Origin of the sequence: Morganella sp. Je.2.23, from assembly GCF_051129855.1 — a bacterium.
Lineage (GTDB): Bacteria > Pseudomonadota > Gammaproteobacteria > Enterobacterales > Enterobacteriaceae > Morganella > Morganella sibonii.
Genome location: NZ_JBCPSQ010000001.1, coordinates 1076856 through 1093462, shown reverse-complemented (window position 1 = coordinate 1093462; position 16607 = coordinate 1076856). Strand labels below are relative to the sequence as shown.

The following is a 16607-nucleotide window of genomic DNA, read 5'->3' as shown; positions in this document are numbered from 1 at the left end:
GTTATCGATCCTCCATAACAGGTGATGGTTTTAGTGAGAGGGCTGTCTGAAGGATAATCTCGTACGATAAAGGCTTATCCGGAAAAGCTTTTGCCAGTGCAGCCGGATATAATCGTGTACGAATGTCGGAAAATGTCCATCCGGGTTTTCCTTCATTCGGACCTGTAGCCTTAACTAGAACACCTTTTTGCTGAGGTGATAAACTTAAACCTTGTAAATCCATATCAAATAGCGCCAGTCGCTCCGCATCGCTTGGACGAGAAAACTCTTCCACAACAGCGGCACGGCGGATAAGGGCTGCGTCAAGTACGGATAAGCGGTTAGTACAGAGGAAAACGACTATACGCCCCTGATATTTTCTAAGATCGTCAATACATTGAATAAGGGTGTTCACCGCAACCTTATCTTCATGATGGCTATGCTCTTGTGTTCGTGATGAAGCAAGTGAATCACCTTCATCAATTATCAGTATGCCACGGCGATTTTTCCCCGCAGACTTTATCACTTCTGCAAATGCCTGGTTTATGAGAGTGCCCATCTCACCGACTTTGCCACTTCCCCGAACTCTGTTACTGATTTTAAAGAGAATGGAATCTTCCGCTCTAGAATCTTTGGCAAGCATATTTGCTATACATTCAGCTGTTGCAGTTTTTCCAGTACCCACATCTCCATGAAAGATAACGAGCGGGTATTGGTCTGATACAAGGCTACAGATGGGTAAATTATTCTGATGAAACTTCATACTCCAGGCTTCCAGTTTCCCCAGATTCAGTAATAGACGTAACTGGTTGTGGATTTTTTCATATCGAGTTTCAAAACCGAGCAATGTATTTTGTCTAGAAAGTAGATTATCGTCTGGTAACGGTATCTCGCTATCAAAAATTTTATTATTTTGAGTCATCATGAAAAATCTTTCCTTTCTATGCCATATCCATTACTTTCGTAGTCTCGCCCCTTTGTTGAACTAAGTGAAGAGTGAGATGTATCTGCCGAGGTAGGAGTCCAACCGATCTTAAGTTTAGGTCTTAGCTTCTCCCTCGCTGTTTTATCGTAGGCACTTGTATAAGATATGACGATCCTTAAGAAAGGTGCCGGTACTGTCGGCCAAAGTACCCCTCCGGGTCTGCTAGCCTGTAGCTCCCCAGCTTCTGAATTTACAACATAGCGGGTTGCTCGGATTTCTTTTCCATCACTCAACAGAGTCAAATCGACATGTTTAAGGTATCCGTTGCAGGCTAATAACTCTACATCGTGCGCCCATTTTTTGACTTGCTCAATATCCACTGCTTTTGTACTTTCTGCAATCATAATAAAGTCGGCAGTTACTCGTCGCATCACGTTTTGTACATCCGCTACTGAGTATGATTCGGTAGACGAAAATGACTGACTCATGCTTCATTCCTTACTTTTAAACGAGGTCCAAAGAGTTCTTTCCAAATAGCTAGATCATCCTCAACTGAAGCATGATGAGCAACTTCCCAGGCTTCGGCTGCCGCATTTACAATCTCCACCCTTTCAGCTTCAGTCAGGCGGCTAGCAACATTATTGGTTACGCAAACTGGATCAATAATTACAACGGGATCTGGAAAGTCAGGAATATCATTCCCATTTTCAGGGAAATATATTTTCTCTTTCAAACCTGACTGGGCAATATAAAGGAGAAATTTTCGGAAGCGGCTTTCGATACTTCCTTCCTTGCCATTTTTATCAAGTAAATAGGCCATGATAAGTTCAATAGCAAATGATTTCAGGTGTGTCAGACCAGCATGATTTCGCCATTTTTTTGCCAGTCGGACTAGTGTTCTAAAGTCATTGTCTGTATTTTTTCGATCACGAATAAATTGTATTTGGCATGGAGCACAAGTATGAAGTTTTGTTCCTTCATGAATGTCAAACTGCCACCCATATCCGACTTTATCGGTATCTTCAATCACAGGAACAACATCAACATTCAGTCCTGATTTTATAAAAGTCACAGTAGCTGCTTTACGCTGAAGCTGGAAGTCTTCAACAGATTTATTAGGATAAAGTTTAACTAGAGCATTGAAGATTTTTTCGCTGAGGCTAGAGAGAGTCTCCTGATTAGCATCCTTATCTGAGATATAAAAAACGATATCTACGTCAACGGGATCTTCATGTGTCTTACGTAAAATAGTAAATTTTGCAAAGGAACCAGCCTTTACAACCCGAGTTATTTTTATCTCATTCTGATCTTTGACAGATTTTTTTAGTTCAGTTATCAGGCGATCAACCTGGGCATGGTATTCAGTTCGTTTCTCAGAGGGAAGTCTCAGTATATTACTATCATAATAGCGAAGCTCCGTATTACTTAGCGGCATATTTTATCCTTAGTTGGCGTTAATCAAAATAAAACTGATGACCATGCATTTTAAAAGGTTATAGGCAATATAGTGTCGATTTGTTTGTTTTCAAGGTAAGCAACGCAAAAATTACTGAGAACATAAACTCAGTCACCCGTTCAATGTCCCTATAAAATAAAGCATTCACCTTGAAACTATTGAAATACATACTTTATCATTATTAATGAACAGACCTTATTGTTTCGAAGGAATTTACTGAATTTAGGCACATGGGTAGATATGTGCCATGTCCGCACACAGTGCAAAACAATATTTTCAAAATTGGGTCATTTCTAATGAGCCAGCGACTAGACATTCCTATTGAGTCTTGACAAGGTCTGAACTAACGAAATCCGGCTCTCCGCCCGGCTAATCATGTTGGTTCCTTTATCCCTGATAACGGCTTTTTGTCTCTGCTCATCCGGCAACTGATCACCGCGGGCTTTCTTTATCCGCCCACGTTCCTTTTTTATTGACCCCAAACAAAAATATGACAGCGCATTACTTCTATAATTATCCGCTTATTCACTCATATAGATGTGGTCACATGGTTAACAAACTGAATCTTAACTGGCCTGAATTTTTAGAAAAATACTGGCAGAAAAAACCCGTTGTATTGAAAAATGCATTTCCTGATTTTGCCGACCCTATCACGCCCGATGAACTGGCCGGTCTGGCCATGGAGCCGGAAGTTGACAGTCGCCTGGTCAGTTTCATTGATAACAAATGGGAAGCGAGTCACGGCCCGTTTGAGGACTACAGCGGATTAGGTGAAAAAGGATGGTCACTGCTGGTACAGGCTGTCAACCATTGGCATATGCCTGCCGCTGAATTGGTGAAACCGTTCCGGGTACTGCCTGAGTGGCGTCTTGATGATCTGATGATTTCCTATTCAGTACCAGGCGGTGGTGTCGGGCCGCATATTGATAACTATGATGTTTTCATTATCCAGGGCATGGGCCGCCGCCGCTGGCGTGTGGGTGACGCCCTTCCCATGCGTCAGTTCTGCGCTCACCCGGCATTACTGCATGTCGACCCGTTTGAGCCGATAATAGATGTTGAAATGGCACCGGGCGATATTCTGTATATTCCGCCGGGATTTCCTCACGATGGTTTCACCTTCGAAGATACCATGAACTATTCTGTCGGCTTTCGCGGACCGACCGGTCGTGATCTGCTGAGCAGCTTTGCAGACTACGCACTGGAACAGGATCTGGGTAGCGTCAATTATGGCGATCCTGACCTGACAGTACGTGAAAACTCAGGCTCAATGGAATCTTATGAGGTTGAACGCCTGCGTGCCATGATGATTGAAATGATCAACAAACCCGGTGATTTTGAACAGTGGTTAGGCCGTTTTGCAACTACTCCGCGCCATGAGCTGGATATTGCACCTCCGGAACCACCGTATCAGCCGGAAGACGTGTTGAACGCTCTGAATGCCGGTGAAAAACTGATACGACTGAGCGGGCTGCGTGTTATGCGCATCGGTGAGCGTTTCTTTGTTAATACCGAAGGCTGGATGACCACAGAAATTAAAGGTGCAGATACATTGTGCCGGTTAACTGAAGTCGGACTGAATGAACTCGGTGAAGCACTGAAAAATCCGGGTTTTGTTGCGGAATTAACCGAATTTATCAATCAGGGATATTGGTATTTCGAAGAATAAGTTACATCTGCCTGACAAGATAAAACACCCGCTGACGGGTGTTTTATCTCAACACGCCAAAAAACTCTCGTTCACTACGTTCAGCCATGATAGATTGGCCGGATTGTCCATCCCAAAATATTTCCTTTTTTATGAGATAGTTCAATGAGTAAGAGTGGCAGAAACTATACAAAAGAAAAAATAAGACAGCGCCATATAGCAAATAAAAAAAGACAACACCCTATTCGTCTTTTTATCAGAAGTTGGGATTTTTGGGGTAAATCCTTCCTTGGCCTTTTGGTTTTTGGCATGTTTATTTATTCATTAAATGATAATGTAACCATTCATTTTTTATGGATAATCTATGCCTGCATTTGCTTACCTTTATTTCCGTTTGCTAAAAAATGCAGTGATGATGTCCTTCGTCATTATTTTTCAGAATCAACATTTGAGGATGTTATTAATGGCAGCAGCCCCCGGGGGATTGGCGCATTGTATCTGATACTTATTATTCCGTTTATCATTCCGCTGGCAGCGGGATATTTTGTATATCAGATTATAAATTACAAATGAACTTTGTCGCCATTGAATCATGTCATCCTGAATGCTCTGAAAATAACCGGAACCGCCGGAAATCCACACCATCATAGTTAACAGAGCCATCCGGCTGAAATCCGTAACGTGTTATAAACCGGAAGACGTTTCGGGATAACGGTAATAAAATGGTGATGCTGTTTAAGTGCATTTCATCAAACGCATGGCGGATAATTTCATCACAGATGACCTTTCCCGTTCCCCAGAAATCAGGATGAAGAACCAGCGCAAGATCAGCGTCATCACCTTCTTTCTGAAGCCCTCCCCAGCCTGCAAATACACCGTCGATCACAAATGCCCGGGGGCCGTATCCGTTTATGTCCCACTGTGAGTCTTTTTCTTTTGCCCAGCTGAGACTTTTTTCATCATCAAAATCCGGGGAGCCCAGCGGCATTTGCTGTAAAACTTTCGGGTGATTATTCAGTGCGGTAATATCGGCTGGTTTAATCTGAGCGAGCCGTTTAAATTCTAAGTGCATAGTATTCCTTTTATTTTGATGCCCTGATTGTACCTGTTATTCAGCAAAAATCAGCTGAATAACAGGTATAAAGCATCTTAACTTACAGCCACATTCCGAAACGGCGGATATAAATGCCCTTCATGATTTGCGCCAGACCGCAGTAGCTGATCAGTGTAGCGGCGAGCCACGGGAAATATTCCCACGGTAACGGCGCCAGTCCGATATAACTTCCGATGGGTGAAAACGGCAGCCAGATCCCGATGGCCATAACAAGCCCGGTAACCAATAATACCGGCAGTGTTGCCGTGCTCTGAATAAACGGAATCCGCTGTGTTCTCAGCATATGAACGACCAGCGTTTGTGATAATAATCCCTCAACAAACCAGCCGGAATGGAATAAGACCTGGCTGTCAGGACTGTTTGCCCCGAAAACAAACCATAATAATGCAAATGTGGTGATATCAAATACGGATGATGTCGGGCCAATCCAAATCATAAAGCGCCGGATATTACCTGCATCCCATTTGCGGGGTTTGCGCAGGAATTCTTTATCCATTTTATCCCACGGTAATGCCAGCTGGGACATATCATAAAGCAGATTCTGAATCAGCAGCTGGATGGCCAGCATCGGCAGGAACGGAATAAAGGCACTGGCGATAAGAACAGAAAAAACATTACCGAAGTTTGAACTGGCAGTCATATTCAGATATTTAATAATATTACCGAATGTCTCGCGCCCTTTAATGACGCCCTCCTCCAGAACCATCAGATCTTTTTCCAGCAAAATAATATCCGCTGATTCTTTGGCGATATCCGTTCCGCTGTCCACAGAAATTCCGACGTCTGCATCCCGCAGTGCCGGTGCATCATTGATTCCGTCCCCGAGAAAACCAACAGTATGACCGGCGGATTGTAAAACACGGACCAGTGCTGATTTTTGCAGCGGTGTCAGTTTACAGAAAATAGTGTGTGTTTGTGCCACCTGTTTCAGCTCTTCATCACTGAGATGTGCCAGCTGATCACCACTGATACTCATCGAAGCATCTAATCCGACTTCGCGGCAGATTTTCGCTGTGACAACCGCATTATCCCCGGTCAGCACTTTTACTGTTACTCCGTTATGTTTCAGTGCTTTCAGGGCTTTTGCCGCGCTGTCTTTTGGCGGGTCAAGGAAGGTCAGAATTCCGCATAAAATCATATTCTGTTCATTGTCTGCAGAGAGCGGCAACTCCTGCTCTTTACTGTCCAGAACCCTCTCGGCAAGCAGCAGAACTCTGAATCCGGTCTCATTATAATGATTAACCAATGCCATAACGGCCTGTTTTTTCTCATCATCTGCCGGTGAAATATGATTACCTGTCCGGATCAGAGAGCAGCATGCCAGCATTTCTTCCGCCGCGCCTTTACAGATAAGCAACGCAGTACCATCCGGTTTTCTCACCGAAACAGACAGACGTCTGCGGACAAAATCAAACGGCAGTTCATCAATTTTCTGATAACTGTGCAGAGATTCCGTTTCGGCTTTACCGCGTCCGAAACGGATGATCGCCTGATCCATCAGGTTACGTGTGCCGCTCTGATGAAAACTGTTCAGCCATGCCAGTCCCAGTATGGCTTCATCGGAACGCCCCTCCGTATCGAGGTGATGTTCGAGGATAATATTATCCTGTGTCAGTGTTCCTGTTTTATCCGTGCACAGGATATCCATCGCACCAAAGTTTTGTATTGCATTCAGTCGTTTGACGATAACTTTCCGCCGTGACATCGCAATTGCACCTTTTGCCAGGTTGGAACTGACAATCATCGGCAGCATTTCCGGCGTTAATCCGACCGCGACGGCAAGCGCAAAGAGTGTGGCATCAAACCAGTCGCCTTTGGTAAATCCGTTAATCAGCAGGACAACCGGCACCATCACTAACATAAAGCGGATCAGCAGGATACTGACACTGTTCACACCACGGTCAAATGACGTTTGTGAGCGTGTGCCGGCAATGGATTTCGCCAGTGAGCCAAAATAGGTTTTGTCACCGGTGGCGACCACAATACCCAGCGCCGTGCCGCTGGCCACATTGGTGCCCATCAGACAAATATTGCCCGATTCTGTCAGCAGCTGGTCATTTTCCGTTATCGTTGTTGCATCTTTCTCATGAATATCACCCTGAGTATCATATTTTTCCACCGGAACTGATTCCCCGGTCAGAATAGCCTGGCTGATAAAAAGATCACGGGAACGGAGCAGCCGTAAATCCGCCGGGATCATATCTCCGGCACTCAGAACCACAATATCCCCCAGAACCAGACATTTCACCGGCAGCTCAATCCGGACAGATCGCCCTTTTTTACGCCGGAGTACTGTTGCGGTGGTTTTTACCAGAGATTTAAGGGCTTCTGCGGCTTTATTAGTCCGGTATTCCTGCCAGAAACGCAGTATCACACTCAGAAAAACCATCGTTCCGATAATGACAACGCCCGTAAGGTCGGTTTCTTCACCCTGTTGCAGGGGGACCAGATAATCGGTCATAAAACTGATCACGGCCAGCGCCAATAACACATAAATAAACGGATTATGAAACGCGGAAATGAACTGAATAAACGCGGGAGGTGCTTTGTCATGAGCCACCACGTTTTCCTGATGTTCTATCAGGCGGTCCAGGGCATCAAATTCATCCAGCCCCAGCATATCAGAATGTAGTTCTGTTAACGTTTCATCTGGTGTTTTTGCGGCAAATATTGCCGCCGGGAAAACATTCTTATCGCGCACAGCCGGTGTGACAGTGCGGTTAACTTTGACAGTCATGGTACGATTCCTTTTATTACCTCAGATAAACTGAGTAATTTATTCTCGCCGGACTGTCTGACTTAACAGTTAATTTAAATAACTGTCATAATAACGGACAGTCCGGAGAATGATGTATTCCGGGCCCGGGTGGTGTGTCTATATATTCCTTATCAGCAAAAGATAGCCTATACGCTTATTCATAAATGAATACGTACCGTGGATTTTTTAATAAAAAGCCATGCCCCTTCCGTTCTGAATAAACGGAATAGCAAAACACGGTGCACAAGCACGGCAATTTAAATTGAATTAACCGAAATAACAATCAGTCAGGAGGGAATAACGCCAGCATATAGAGATTCATGATAAATCCGTCCTTTCGGGCTTATCTTATTAAAAGATAAGCTAAATTAAATCAGGAAGTACCATTTACAGAGAGAGGTACTGCCGCAGTATTACTGCCGGCAGTCAGAGGAAAACAGATGTACCGGCAGGATCAATATATTTTGATAAATAATCTATGACTGTCCAATGACGTGTTCTCCGCAAGAAATAATCATCCAAAGTATATTCCGGTGAAATCACAAAGTAAATCGTTTTCTCTGAGGAGAAAACAATATACAGAATAGTATTGTTTAATTAAACAACGTGCTGATTTAACAGATTATCTGTTATGAAACAGTATTCCATTTCATTTTTTATAAATATCCGGTCTGACAACTTGCCGGATATAATTTTCCCGGTTGACCGGGTTGTAGCCCGATACATTATAAATCCATCAGATAGGTAATAGTGTCTCTGATTGTTATCAGAGCATATTCCAGATCATCATACGGCAGTGTGCTGACGGCAACACGGATGGCCTGCGGGGCATCGCGGGTTACGGCATAGGATTCAGCCGGACTGACAGCAATATCAGCTGCTCTCAGGCGGCTGATAACCGCATCACAGCGCACATTTTCCGGTAACGGGAGCCACAAAAAATAACCGGCCGGATGTGCAAGATGCGGTAAATCCGCAAAAATCCGGCTGACAATTTTTTGCCGGGCTTTGGCATCGCGACGCTTTTTCTGCTCCAGTTTTTCAACCTCACCCTGCTCCAGCCACTCACGGACAATACCGGTCATCAGTGCCGGTGTGTTCCAGGTGGTAATGCGGATGATTTTTTCCAGAGCAGCGACATGAGCCGGAGGCGCAATAACCAGCCCGACCCGCAGACCGGTAGCGATATTTTTGGAAAATCCGGTGACATAAAACGTGATATCCGGAGCCAGTTCTGCCAGCGGCGCCGGTGCCGGCTTTTGCAGAAAAGCATAAGAGCCGTCTTCGATCAGAAAGAACCGGTTTTCCCGGGCAAGGTTTATCAGCTTTTTACGTGATGTCAGATCCATTACCCAGCCAAGCGGGTTATGCAGTGTCGGCATGGTGAAATAGCCGCGGATTTTCCGCCGGCGGCACAATTGTGCCAGTGCAGCCAGATCGGGGCCTTCCGGGGTAACCGGCACCGGAACCAATTCGATATGACAGGTTTGTGCCAGTGCTTTAAAACCCGGATAAGTCAGTGCATCTGTTGCAATCACATCACCCGGACTGAACATACCCAGTACAACAGAGGCCAGACCGTGCTGGGCACCGCTGACCATAACAACCGTATCCGGGTCAACGGCAGAAAAACCGCGTAATTTCAGATGATCGACAACAACGTTTCTCTCCTGCCGCCGCCCGGCATGCGGAAGATAATGCAACAGACTTTCGAGGTCACCGCTCATGGATAGCTGGCGCAAGGTGCGGCGCAGTAATGCGGTTTGTCCTGTGATTTCCGGATAGATAAAGTTAAGGTCATACATTGCCGGTGTGACATCACATTCGATACCGGTAACCGGTAATAAACTGATATCTCTGACAAATGTTCCGCGCCCGGTTTCGCCGCTGACCAATCCCTGATTGATCAGCTCCTGATATACACGTGACGCTGTCACTAATGATATCCCTTCCTGAGCAGCAAAAGCACGGTGCGTCGGCAGTTGTGTTCCGGCTGCCAGTTCGCCGCTGCGGATACGGGCAGAAAGGGTATCGACATATTGTTTATAACGCGGCGTTGCCATACCGAATGTATCCATGACAATTTTTTGATTGTCATGATTATCCGCATTACGCTCTGCGATAACAAGATGTAATTGACGGAGTACAAGATGGATAATGCAATGACAACCGTTTCCCGCTCAACACGCGGCTGGATCAACGGATTTATCGGTGTGCTGATTTTCAGCGGCTCCCTGCCCGCCACCAAAGCGGGTATAAGCGGTTTCACACCGGACTTCCTGACAACATCACGTGCGGCGATTGCCGGTATCGCCGCTGTGATCATTTTAGCTGTACTGCGTCAGCGTTTACCTGCCGCGAAATACCTGCTGTCGCTGATCGTTGTGGCCGCGGGTGTTGTTATCGGTTTTCCGTTACTGACGGCTCTTGCTCTTCAGCATGTCAGTTCGGCTCACTCTATTGTGTATCTGGGATTACTACCGCTGGCAACTGCACTGTTTGGTGTACTGCGCAGTAATGAACGCCCGCGCCCTGCGTTCTGGTTTTTTTCTGTCCTTGGCAGTTTGTTTGTCATGGGGTTTGCCTTATTTCAGGGCGGTGAAAGCACCCTGACCGGGGACCTGTATATGATTGCGGCCGTATTGTTGTGCGGGTCAGGTTATGCAGAGGGTGCCCGCCTTTCCCGGCCTCTCGGCAGCTGGCAGGTGATCTGCTGGGCGCTGGTACTTTCTCTGCCGCTGATGCTGATTCTGAGTATTGTTTTTCTGCCGGTGTCATTCAGCGGAATACCGCCGCAAGCCTGGGGCGGACTCATTTACGTTTCTCTGTTCAGCATGCTGATTGGGTTTTTCTTCTGGTACCGGGGACTGGCAGAAGGCGGTATTACCGGCGTCAGTCAGTTACAGCTGTTACAACCGTTTTTTGGTCTGGTACTTTCCGCGTGGTTACTGGATGAAACGGTCAGTTCAGTGATGATTGCCTCAACCTGCGGGGTAATTGCCTGTGTTGCCGGTTCAAAACGGTTTTCCCGGTAATCGCAACGAACGGACTATTTTCTGAAAATTAACAGCAGAACGGTGTATTTATTGAAAGTTATGCATTTTGCCTGCGTTATCCTGAGAGCTGACAGAGTGGGGTAGTGGCCGGGTAGCTGCGATAACTGCCAACTTTTACCCATCAACGATTGGACGTCTTATTGCAAGGTACCGTTTATCCGGAATATAAAATTCATATCGCTGTTAATTCTCTGAATAAGGATGTATAAATGATTGGACCATTATCACAAATAAATTCTCTCGGTGGTTTATCAAAAAATGAGACCAGCTATTTCATCAGTAATGAAGAACTTCAAAATATCATAGTACAGTTGGAAACTGATATGGCGGATGGTTCCTGGTCCCATAAAGATTATTCAAATATGGATATAAAAATCATGCCCGCATTGGTAATGCAGGCAAACAATAAATTCCCTGAAATGAATCTTAATTTTGTTAAATCGCCACAGGACCTTTCTATAGAAATAAAAAACACAATAGAGCATGGAGTTGAATCTTCCCGATTCATAATTAATATGGGGGAGGATGGAATACATTTTAGTGTAATTGATTACAAAAATATAAATGGAAAAACATCTCTGATATTGTTTGAACCAGCAAACTTTAACAGTATGGGGCCAGCGATGCTGGCATTTAGGACAAAAATGGCCATCGAGCGTTATCAATTACCTGATTGCCATTTCTCCATGGTGGAAATGGATATTCAGCGCAGCTCATCTGAATGTGGTATTTTCAGTCTGGCGCTGGCAAAAAAACTTTACACAGAGAGGGGGAGCCTGTTAAAAATACATGAAGATAATATCAAGGGTACATTAAGTGATAGTGAAATGCCTTTACCCCACGATAAACTGGACCTGTATCTCCCGGTAACCTTTTACAAACATACTCAGGGTAAAAGACGCCTTAATGAATATTTAAATACTAACTCTCAGGGAGTTGGTACTGTTATCAACAAAAAAAATGAAACTATCCTTAACAGGTTTGATAATAATCAAACTGTTATAGACGGAAAGAACTTGTCAGTTTCGGCGCATAAAAAGAGAATAACTGAATATAAAACACTTCTCAAATCATAATGTACTTTGGAAATCTTAATCACCAAAGGAGCTAAGTTGAAAAATGAAACGGATCTGGGATATTGATGAACTGACTGAACACTGGAGTCTGAGGTTTGACGAAACCCGACTGCTAAAAACCAAGCCCGCCAGAAACCACCTGCCATTTGCTGTTCAGCTTAAGTTTTATCAGAACACAGGACGTTTTCCTTCGACAATTAATGAGATCCCGGAAACACCACTCCATTATTTAGCCGATCAGCTGGAGGCGGATGTTTCCGAGATTCATGATTATGAGTGGTCAGGGCGAACCGGGGCCCGGCATCGCAGAGAGATCCTTAACTTCCATGGCATCCGTCGGGTATCAGCAATAGGTATTCCGCTAAGAACTCACAGGTAACCTTTTCTTTTTTGTGATGCAAGTATACCGGCAACAAGCAGATACAAAGTAATAACCAGCGGTAAAAACAGTACTGAATCACTGTAAACTGCCGCTGTCATTGCGGCACCGATCGCCAGTGAAATACCGGAGATCCCGTCAAGTACAGCGATTTTCCGGGGGGAATCCGCCGATGTAATCAGGGTATCGATACCCGCCCCGTAAAACATTTCCAGCAGTGTTACGCCAAGCACAATCAGTAACAGACCGGGAAGTTCTGCAATACCGGAGAACCACGGAACAAACAGAAGAATACATAGCCCTGTCGCAATCATCAGGGAGGTAATAATGCCCCGGGTTTCAGTGAAGTAACGGTATACCGGAAGCTGTCCGGCAATAATAACCAGTGTGTTAAACAGCAAAACCGGCCCAATCAGATGCTCATTCCCGGATTGGATCAATTCCAGTGGCACAATCACCTCAAAACTGTAATACAACATAGCAAAAATAATGCTGATCACAGAAATCAGAACGGTATCCCTGCCGGCGAGATCAAAAAAATGAAAGTAATAAAAATGGCTTTCCGGTTTACCGGGGCAAGAGTGCAGCCCGGCAGAGAACACAATACCGCACGTAAAAATCCCGGTCAGGATAAGTAATGCATAAGCAAAAGGCAGTGAAAAAAAGACAAACAGCGTAATAAGAACCGGGGCAATAGCTGCACCGGTATTATTCAGTGTCATTCGCACCGAAAAACTCTCACTGATATTTTGAGAGGTGGCTTTAATATAGTACTTTGCCGCCACAGAAAATACGGAGGTGGCGATGCCATTTGCCAGCATCACCACACCACAGATGTAAAATGTTTGTCCGGTAAAAAGAAATGACAGCGAAAGCAGTTTAAACAACAGTGAAAAGATAATGGTTTTTTTGCTGTCAAACCGGCTGATCAGCGGAATAATAAAAAAATACGCTAATGAGAATGACCAGAATTTTATCGTGCCGAGATACAGAATCTCTTTTTCACTGAGTGTTTTCCCCGCAAAATAGAGTAGCGTCAGCGGCATCAGCAGCCCGGAACCCAGCGCATTAAAGAAAAAGCAGATATTAATCGCCCTGCTTTTCCGTTCAAAAATCGCCCGGTAAATAAGCATCAGCGGAGATTCCAGCGCTGACAGATGGCAGTAAAAATCTGTTTTCCGGTTTCAGTCAGTATGGCATGTTGTCTGACAATGTCCGCGGTATCCCGGAGTTTCTCAAGATTACTGCTCAGTCTGTCATAATATTCCGGTTCCGGGGTATCGTCGCTGTTGCGGATAATTTCAGAAAATACATAGCAGATCCGGGATAAAACGAACAGTGCATGAAAAATACCGATCATCGGACGGTCATCATCACGCAGTGGCGCCGCAAATACCTCATCAACCCGGTTAAGCACCAGAGGATCATCCGCATTGAGGATATTCAGTGCAGTATGGCCGCACTCATGAGCCAGGATATCAATATAATAAGCGACGGAATGTGACGGGTGGACATAAGCAAACATCATCCCCCACATATAAAAATTAGTACCGGAGCGCATAAAGCGGGTGTTGTCCGTACTTTCCTGTGTCAGGTATATCTGGTGAATAAACCGGTTAATTTCATTTGCGGTTTCCGGCGCACAGCGATGAATAACGGACAATGCCTGTGTTATTTTCTCTGTTTCCGCTGTTGCCAGTACCTGGTCATCACAGTACCCGAAGCCAAGCTGTTTATCATCACGGATAATTTTCAGTATCATCTGTTTTGCCGGTGAATTACCGGCAGATGTCAGTGGCGAAATAACCAGCGGCAATGGTGTTTTCGTTCTCAGCAACTGGTTAAGATAATTGACAGCATTCGCATGTTCATCATCCGTGGCATATTTACCGGCAATATAATGAATAGCACAGTTTTGCCACGACAACGGAACATCTTTATTTACCTCAGGTAAATTATAATACGATAACAAATAATTAAGTGACTTATATATTTCATCAGAAAAATATTGATAGGCATCCTGATGAGAATAGTCAGGGAAAGTCAGATTGATCATATAATAGAGTCCGTCAGATGGATAAACCACACCCGGACTGACAGGCATGGTTTATCAATTAGTTAATTGCATTTTTATTTACTGAATGACCATCCTGATAATGGTGATTTTATTTTCAATAATTTGCTTTTATCTAATTTTTTCATTGTTTTCATTCCTTATAAATAACGGGTTATATAAAAATGTACTGTGCACTCAGATTGCCTTTAAACCCTAGAATAAAAATAGGGATTTAAAAACACTTTTTTTAATTAGTGTTATTTTTCTGAATCAATATCACGGAAAAAAGCGAAAATAATTATGGAATAAATAATATCCATTATATGAGATATAAAAAAACCACGCTGTGTTTTCACCGCGTGGTTTTATCAGTACCGAAATTATCCCGCCATTCAGATCAATGACAAGAATGTCTGTTTAAAATCATCAATATCATGCTGTGTGGTTGCCCACGAGGTACACAGACGCAGACAGGATTTTTCCGGCTCCTGCAGTAACGTTTCATGGAAAACAAACTGTTTTTTCAGCTTTTCTGCCAGTACTGACGGCAGAATAACAAAGACCTGGTTGGATTCCGGCGGGGCGAGGAACGTAAAGCCCTGCTCCGTAAAGAATCCGGCCAGTTGGCCTGCCATACTGTTAAGATGTTTGCCCAGTGCGAAATAGAGGTCATCCGTAAACAGCGCCTGAAACTGTGCGCCCAGCAGCCAGCCTTTTGCCTGTAAACCGCCCTTTTGTTTTATACTGAAACGGAAATCCGCTTTCAGCGCCGGATTACGGATCACCAGAGCTTCTGCCGCAATCGCGCCGATTTTGGTACCGCCGATATAGAACGCGTCTGTCAGCGCCGCGATATCTTCAATCGTCAGGTCACTTTGTGCGGACATCAGTCCTGATGCCAGACGTGCACCATCGAGATAGAGCCATAAGCCATGTTCATCACAGAAACGACGTAATGCCTGTATCTCTGCTTTGCGGTATACCGTACCGATTTCGGTGGAATTGGTGATATAAACCAGCTTCGGCTGAACCCAGTGTTCATCATTATGTTCGGCAATGACCGGTTTAAGATGATCGGGTGTCAGTTTTCCGTCCGGAGAAAATACAGTGATGACTTTATGGCCGGTGGCTTCGATTGCACCGGTTTCATGCGTGGCAATATGACCGGTACTGACTGAAATCACTGCCTGATGCGGACGCAGAAAGTGAGAAATGGCCGTCAGGTTGGTAATAGTCCCGCCGTTAAAGAAATGGATATCTGCCTGTGGCTGACCAATCCGCTGCTTAATCAGCGTGGCGGCGGCACCACATAAGTCATCTGTGCCGTAACCATTATGGCGGTGGCCTGCTGTGTCAGTAATGGCTTTTAAAACAGCCGGATGTGCAACTTCATTATAATCATTCTGAAAACGGTACATATGCTCCTCCGATAGTGTGCAGTAATACTATGCTGATACTTACCGGCGCACAATGGCACGAACCGCAGATCAATCCGGATTTACCAGCCCGATCACACCTTCACTGAGAGTAATTTTCCCCTGTGTTTTCAGACGCAGCAAAACTTTATCCGTATGACGCCGGGAGGTGCCGAGAATGCTGGCCAGCATGTCGCGGGGAAGATGGATCTGATGACCGCTGATTTGTGTCAGCATATAGAGCAGATTGTTTTCGATGGAATCAACGGCATTCATCAGCCGTTGCTCACCATTGATAAGACAGCGTTTTGCCAGCTGGCGGTTAAGCAGCAGGGATAACCGGTGATCCTGCGACAGCCAGGTCAGAAATACGGTTGCCGGCATCCGCAGTACACGGCAGTCTGATAACGCTATCACGTCATAACGGTATGCCTGCTGACAAATCGCTTCCATTTCCCCGAGAAATTCGCCACGGTAACAGAATGTCAGCCCGACCTGTTTACCATTTTCCGCCTGCTTATTAACAATAAACTCGCCGTCCAGAATGATATAAACCGCCTGAGCCGGATCACCCTGGCAAATCAGGTTTTGTCCGTTATAAATATGCAATGTGGTTACACTGTTTCTGACAACCTCCGGGGCATCACGGAACAGGCCGTCTGCCTCGGGCAGAAGCTCTTCTTCGCTGAATTTCAGCCATAATTCACGAAACGGGGTAGTATTTTGCATGTACGGGTATTTGTCA

Annotated in this window: 15 protein-coding genes; 5 read left to right on the top strand and 10 right to left on the bottom strand. The window is 45.0% G+C overall.

Translation table 11 applies throughout. The features are described 5' to 3' along the window. Position 1 precedes the first annotated feature (1 nt). From AAZR23_RS05265 to AAZR23_RS05255, 3 genes are read right to left on the bottom strand one after another with little or no spacing between them, the layout of a single operon-like run. Positions 2 to 904 (bottom strand): AAA family ATPase, encoded by a 903-nt coding sequence (locus tag AAZR23_RS05265; RefSeq protein WP_432692959.1) that lies wholly within the window; start codon positions 902 to 904, stop codon positions 2 to 4. After that, positions 901 to 1392 (bottom strand): hypothetical protein, encoded by a 492-nt coding sequence (locus AAZR23_RS05260; protein WP_166267378.1) that lies wholly within the window; start codon positions 1390 to 1392, stop codon positions 901 to 903. The genes AAZR23_RS05265 and AAZR23_RS05260 overlap by 4 nt, the downstream gene beginning before the upstream one ends. After that, positions 1389 to 2339 (bottom strand): CBASS oligonucleotide cyclase, encoded by a 951-nt coding sequence (locus AAZR23_RS05255; RefSeq protein ID WP_432692960.1) that lies wholly within the window; start codon positions 2337 to 2339, stop codon positions 1389 to 1391. The genes AAZR23_RS05260 and AAZR23_RS05255 overlap by 4 nt, the downstream gene beginning before the upstream one ends. 568 nt (positions 2340 to 2907) lie before the next feature. Between AAZR23_RS05255 and AAZR23_RS05250 the strand changes: the two genes are divergently transcribed. Both AAZR23_RS05250 and AAZR23_RS05245 read left to right on the top strand, forming a co-directional pair. Continuing rightward, the gene (locus AAZR23_RS05250) at positions 2908 to 4029 is read left to right on the top strand and encodes a JmjC domain-containing protein (protein ID WP_434691042.1); all 1122 of its coding nucleotides are present in this window, start codon (positions 2908 to 2910) and stop codon (positions 4027 to 4029) included. 144 nt (positions 4030 to 4173) lie between these two features. Beyond that, positions 4174 to 4581: a hypothetical protein gene (locus AAZR23_RS05245; RefSeq protein WP_247717350.1), complete on the top strand. Its 408-nt coding sequence runs from the start codon at positions 4174 to 4176 to the stop codon at positions 4579 to 4581. Positions 4582 to 4603: 22 nt separating this feature from the next. Here AAZR23_RS05245 and AAZR23_RS05240 read toward each other — a convergent pair whose 3' ends face one another. The 3 genes from AAZR23_RS05240 to AAZR23_RS05230 all read right to left on the bottom strand — a co-directional run bounded on the left by AAZR23_RS05240 (position 4604) and on the right by AAZR23_RS05230 (position 9943). Next, the gene (locus tag AAZR23_RS05240; protein WP_434691039.1) at positions 4604 to 5080 is read right to left on the bottom strand and encodes a GNAT family N-acetyltransferase; all 477 of its coding nucleotides are present in this window, start codon (positions 5078 to 5080) and stop codon (positions 4604 to 4606) included. 82 nt (positions 5081 to 5162) lie between these two features. Then, positions 5163 to 7859: a magnesium-translocating P-type ATPase gene (gene mgtA / locus AAZR23_RS05235; RefSeq protein ID WP_434691036.1), complete on the bottom strand. Its 2697-nt coding sequence runs from the start codon at positions 7857 to 7859 to the stop codon at positions 5163 to 5165. A 746-nt stretch (positions 7860 to 8605) separates the two neighbouring features. Further along, a complete protein-coding gene (locus tag AAZR23_RS05230; protein ID WP_434692395.1) occupies positions 8606 to 9943 on the bottom strand; it encodes a PLP-dependent aminotransferase family protein in 1338 nt (445 codons plus the stop codon). An 87-nt stretch (positions 9944 to 10030) separates the two neighbouring features. Between AAZR23_RS05230 and AAZR23_RS05225 the strand changes: the two genes are divergently transcribed. The 3 genes from AAZR23_RS05225 (at position 10031) to AAZR23_RS05215 (ending at position 12391) form a co-directional block, all read left to right on the top strand. Further along, positions 10031 to 10915, top strand: a complete 885-nt coding sequence (locus tag AAZR23_RS05225; protein WP_434691033.1) for a DMT family transporter — start codon at positions 10031 to 10033, stop codon at positions 10913 to 10915. Positions 10916 to 11145: 230 nt separating this feature from the next. Beyond that, positions 11146 to 12012 carry a YopJ/AvrA family T3SS effector serine/threonine acetyltransferase gene (locus tag AAZR23_RS05220; RefSeq protein ID WP_434691032.1) on the top strand — a complete coding sequence of 289 codons (867 nt, stop codon included), beginning with the start codon at positions 11146 to 11148 and terminating at the stop codon, positions 12010 to 12012. A 43-nt stretch (positions 12013 to 12055) separates the two neighbouring features. Beyond that, positions 12056 to 12391, top strand: a complete 336-nt coding sequence (locus AAZR23_RS05215) for a DUF4158 domain-containing protein (protein WP_434691030.1) — start codon at positions 12056 to 12058, stop codon at positions 12389 to 12391. Here AAZR23_RS05215 and AAZR23_RS05210 read toward each other — a convergent pair. The 4 genes from AAZR23_RS05210 to AAZR23_RS05195 form a co-directional block, all read right to left on the bottom strand. Next, entirely contained in the window at positions 12382 to 13524 is a 1143-nt protein-coding gene (locus AAZR23_RS05210; RefSeq protein ID WP_434691027.1) for an MFS transporter, read from the bottom strand. The two genes, AAZR23_RS05215 and AAZR23_RS05210, sit on opposite strands and share 10 nt — an antisense overlap. Further along, positions 13524 to 14318 carry an aKG-HExxH-type peptide beta-hydroxylase gene (locus AAZR23_RS05205; protein ID WP_434691024.1) on the bottom strand — a complete coding sequence of 265 codons (795 nt, stop codon included), beginning with the start codon at positions 14316 to 14318 and terminating at the stop codon, positions 13524 to 13526. Before AAZR23_RS05205 ends, AAZR23_RS05210 begins: the two co-directional genes overlap by 1 nt. Positions 14319 to 14839: 521 nt before the next feature. Further along, positions 14840 to 15865, bottom strand: coding sequence for a threonine aldolase family protein (locus tag AAZR23_RS05200; protein ID WP_434691022.1), 1026 nt, complete (start codon positions 15863 to 15865; stop codon positions 14840 to 14842). 69 nt (positions 15866 to 15934) lie between these two features. Next, positions 15935 to 16591: a Crp/Fnr family transcriptional regulator gene (locus AAZR23_RS05195; RefSeq protein ID WP_046892142.1), complete on the bottom strand. Its 657-nt coding sequence runs from the start codon at positions 16589 to 16591 to the stop codon at positions 15935 to 15937. Between the last annotated feature and the right edge of the window lie 16 nt (positions 16592 to 16607).

Coding starts and splice junctions, on each gene's coding strand:
- AAZR23_RS05220 (WP_434691032.1), top strand. CDS start 11,146: ATGATTGGACCATTATCACAAATAAATTCTCTCGGTGGTTTATCAAAA.
- AAZR23_RS05245 (WP_247717350.1), top strand. CDS start 4,174: ATGAGTAAGAGTGGCAGAAACTATACAAAAGAAAAAATAAGACAGCGC.
- mgtA (WP_434691036.1), bottom strand. CDS start 7,859: ATGACTGTCAAAGTTAACCGCACTGTCACACCGGCTGTGCGCGATAAG.
- AAZR23_RS05240 (WP_434691039.1), bottom strand. CDS start 5,080: ATGCACTTAGAATTTAAACGGCTCGCTCAGATTAAACCAGCCGATATT.
- AAZR23_RS05215 (WP_434691030.1), top strand. CDS start 12,056: ATGAAACGGATCTGGGATATTGATGAACTGACTGAACACTGGAGTCTG.
- AAZR23_RS05195 (WP_046892142.1), bottom strand. CDS start 16,591: ATGCAAAATACTACCCCGTTTCGTGAATTATGGCTGAAATTCAGCGAA.
- AAZR23_RS05225 (WP_434691033.1), top strand. CDS start 10,031: ATGGATAATGCAATGACAACCGTTTCCCGCTCAACACGCGGCTGGATC.
- AAZR23_RS05200 (WP_434691022.1), bottom strand. CDS start 15,865: ATGTACCGTTTTCAGAATGATTATAATGAAGTTGCACATCCGGCTGTT.
- AAZR23_RS05265 (WP_432692959.1), bottom strand. CDS start 904: ATGATGACTCAAAATAATAAAATTTTTGATAGCGAGATACCGTTACCA.
- AAZR23_RS05230 (WP_434692395.1), bottom strand. CDS start 9,943: ATGGCAACGCCGCGTTATAAACAATATGTCGATACCCTTTCTGCCCGT.
- AAZR23_RS05250 (WP_434691042.1), top strand. CDS start 2,908: ATGGTTAACAAACTGAATCTTAACTGGCCTGAATTTTTAGAAAAATAC.
- AAZR23_RS05255 (WP_432692960.1), bottom strand. CDS start 2,339: ATGCCGCTAAGTAATACGGAGCTTCGCTATTATGATAGTAATATACTG.
- AAZR23_RS05260 (WP_166267378.1), bottom strand. CDS start 1,392: ATGAGTCAGTCATTTTCGTCTACCGAATCATACTCAGTAGCGGATGTA.
- AAZR23_RS05210 (WP_434691027.1), bottom strand. CDS start 13,524: ATGCTTATTTACCGGGCGATTTTTGAACGGAAAAGCAGGGCGATTAAT.